The organism is Burkholderia cepacia (genome assembly GCF_001039005.1).
GTDB classification, from domain to species: domain Bacteria; phylum Pseudomonadota; class Gammaproteobacteria; order Burkholderiales; family Burkholderiaceae; genus Burkholderia; species Burkholderia theae.
Window position 1 is genome coordinate 1 of record NZ_LDWR01000137.1, and the last position, 3,228, is coordinate 3,228.

The following is a 3,228-nucleotide window of genomic DNA, read 5'->3' on the forward strand; positions in this document are numbered from 1 at the left end:
TCAAGAAGGCGACGCACTTCGGGTGCATGGCACACGCGCGACGGGCGTTTACCAACGTTCTCAAGGGACAAAATAACAAGCCCAGCCCGCGCGTCGCCAAGGCGCTCGAGTACTTCCAGGCGTTGTATCAGGTCGAGGCTCTCGCCAAGGGCAAATTGCCAGATGGCGAAACGCGTGTCGACTACACATATCGCCTGCGGCAGCAGCACAGCGTGCCGCTGCTCAATGCCTTCAAGGCATGGCTCGACGAGCTGGCGCCGAAAGTACTGCCCGAGAGCCTGCTTGGCAAGGCGATCAGCTACTGCCGAAACCAATGGCTGTACCTGAGTCGCTACGTGACGGATGGGATGGCCCCAATTGATAACAACGTCATTGAACGAGACATCCGACCGTTCTGTACCGGAAGAAAGTCGTGGCTGCATTGCGACACCATTGCCGGCGCGAAAGCGAGTGCCATGGTCTACAGCCTGGTTCTGACGTGCCGCGCCTGCGGTGCCGAACCGTATGCGTATCTGCTCCACGTGCTGACGGAGTTGCCGCAGCGCGCACCAGATGCCGACATCAGCGACCTGCTGCCGTTCAACTACGCTAAGCGGCAAGCTGCGGAGAGCGTGAGCTGACGCGCCGAACGAGTGCCGATCGCTCGCTCGGCGCTCACACTGAACTCCACGCCACAGACATCGCCGGTCGATCTCGACCGCCGCGGTGCGGCTACGCTCGTCTGTCGATTGCATGCCGCCCCTCATAACGTGTGCTGAATTGCGCGCTTACGGTCAACAAGCCCAAATCCGAAGTCCCGGGGCAGAATGCGGCGGTTATGGACCAGTTCAGAAAAGCGCTGGCCAAACGCGGCGTTGTTGAATGAATCAAGGTTGATCGCCGTATGAGTTTCTGTACGTGAAAACGAGGCAGGGTCAAATCCGGCAAACTAGGCATGCGCGTGCTCCACAACCCACCGATGACGCCCCAGTCGCTCCTTGCTCTCGATCGCACTGCGGGCGATTCGTAAGCGTCCGGCGAAGACACCCCTCGGCGTAAATTGCCGTCAATCAAGCGGCGACGGGTGCCCAGCGATGCGGCAGCAGCGCGGCGATGTCGTCGGCACGGTGGGGCGGCAGTCGATTGAGTACGTCTTTCAGATAGGCGTAGGGATCATGGCCGTTGAGCTGCGCCGATCGAATCAGGCTCATGATCGCGGCGGCCCGTTTCCCGGCGCGCAGCGAACCGGCGAACAACCAGTTCGAGCGTCCCGTCGCCCACGGACGAATCTGATTTTCCAACCAGTTGTTGTCGATGGGCACATGCCCATCGACCAGATAACGTGTGAGCGCCTCCCAGCGCTTGAGGCTGTAGTCGAGCACCTTGGCGATTGCGGATCCCTCGGAGACCAATTTGCGCTGGGCAACCATCCATTCTTGTAAGCCATCGGCGATCGGCCGCGCGCGCTCCTGGCGAACCTCACGTCTGCGATCGGGCTTGAGTTCCGCGATCTCGCGCTCGATATCGTAAAGCGCGCCGAAGTATTTCAGCGCCTGCTCGGCAATCTGGCTCTTGTGGTTGGCGTGCAGTTCGAAGAACTTCCGTCTCGCATGCGCCATACATCCGATTTCGGTGATGCCCAACTCGAATCCGGCTTTGTAGGCGCTGTAGTCGTCGCACACCAGCTTGCCACGCCACTCGCCGAGGAACGCGCGAGCATGTTCGCCAGCACGGCTGTCGGCAAACTCATAGATCACCGCGCGCATGTTGGCGAACTGCGTCGTGGCGTACGCCCAGACGTATGCGCGCTGCGTCTTGCCTTTGCCGGGAACCAACATTTGCACCGGTGTCTCGTCGGCGTGCAGCACGTCCTGCTGGAGCAGCACTTCGTGAAGCGCGTCGACCAGCGGCTGCAACCGCACGCCGCACACGCCCAGCGTCGATTGCGCTATCGCCAAGCCGGCGCGCTCGAAGATGCGTTCCTGGCGATACAACGGCAAGTGGTCGCCGTACTTGGCGACCAGCACCTGCGCAAGCAGCCCGGCGGTGGGAATGCCCTTGTCGATCACATGGGGCGGCACAGGCGCCTGAACCAACGTCTCGCACGCCTTGCAGGCCCATTTGCCGCGGATGTGGCGCTCGACCGTGAACACGCCCGGCGTATTGTCCAGCTTCTCGCTGATGTCCTCGCCGATGCGCACGCGCCGGCAACCGCAGGAGCACGTGATGTCGTCGGGTTCGTGATGGATGTCGGTACGCGGCAAGTGCGGCGGCAACGGCGCGCGCTTGGGCTGCTGCCGTTGCTTGTCCGCGGGCGTCGGCTGCAACTGCTCCAACTCGATTTCGAGTGCGGCCAGGTCGGCGTCGATGGCCTCGTCGAGCAGGCTCATCTGTTCGGCGGTGAACTGCTCGCTGCGCTTGCCAAATTGCAGGCGCTTGAGCGCGGCGATCTCGTGGGTGAGCTGGTCAATGCACGTCTGGCGGTAGTGCAGCTCCCGGTCCTTCTCGCCGATCTGAGCCATCAACTGCGCAGCCAGCGCGCGCAGTTCGTCGGGGCTCAGGGCGTCGAGATTGGCGGGTCGGTTCATGCGGCCAGTCTGCCAGAACCTAACCCGCCACGGAAGCAAACCAGTTTACGGCCTCGGGGGTATTACACGACCGTAATCGCGTGATCGTGGGTGAGCGTCTGCCACGGGAGTCCGGTCACCAGCGCGCGCAACTGCTCTGGATTCAGCGCCGTGGCGATCGCCTGCTCCCCGTTCGTCCAGATGAACCGCCCCTTGCTCAGGCGACGCGCGGCCAGCCAGATACCGAATCCGTCGTACACCAGTACCTTCAGGCGCGTCGAATGCCGGTTGGCGAACAGGTAGGCATGGTGCGGACGCGCCGCGCCGAACACCTTCGCCACGCGGGCTAGAATCGTATCGACGCCGGCGCGCATATCGATGGGCTCCGTCGCCAGCCAGATCGCCTCGATGTGAATCACCGCAGCCCCCGTTACTATCTTCACGCCCCGATAATCGGGGTTTTGGCCAGCCAGGCCCGGCATGATTCCCGCCCCCAGTCGCAGTCATGATCCGGGGGGTGTTGTCACCGGGCCTGGTGGGTGGCTGGTGATCGCTGATAGGTATAGCGACTTGCATTTGAAACCGGCCATGCTTGCAATCGACGCGGTTTCCTGCTCGAAATAATTGCAACTGGCCGAAACCGCGTGCTCGGATTATCTACAACTGTGCTTGCATTCAGCGG

Annotated in this window: 3 protein-coding genes; 1 reads left to right on the top strand and 2 read right to left on the bottom strand. The window is 62.2% G+C overall.

Annotated elements, in window-relative coordinates; all coding sequences use genetic code 11:
* Window positions 1-620: IS66 family transposase (locus VL15_RS38725; protein ID WP_048252167.1), on the top strand; the 620-nt coding region annotated here is incomplete at its 5' end.
* A gap of 429 nt (window positions 621-1,049) precedes the next feature.
* Here VL15_RS38725 and tnpC read toward each other — a convergent pair.
* Window positions 1,050-2,567 carry an IS66 family transposase gene (gene tnpC, locus VL15_RS38730; protein WP_048252168.1) on the bottom strand — a complete coding sequence of 506 codons (1,518 nt, stop codon included), beginning with the start codon at window positions 2,565-2,567 and terminating at the stop codon, window positions 1,050-1,052.
* A gap of 62 nt (window positions 2,568-2,629) precedes the next feature.
* On the bottom strand, window positions 2,630-3,028 hold the full coding sequence (gene tnpB / locus VL15_RS38735; protein WP_080971133.1) for an IS66 family insertion sequence element accessory protein TnpB: 399 nt from the start codon (window positions 3,026-3,028) through the stop codon (window positions 2,630-2,632).
* Window positions 3,029-3,228 lie beyond the last annotated feature (200 nt).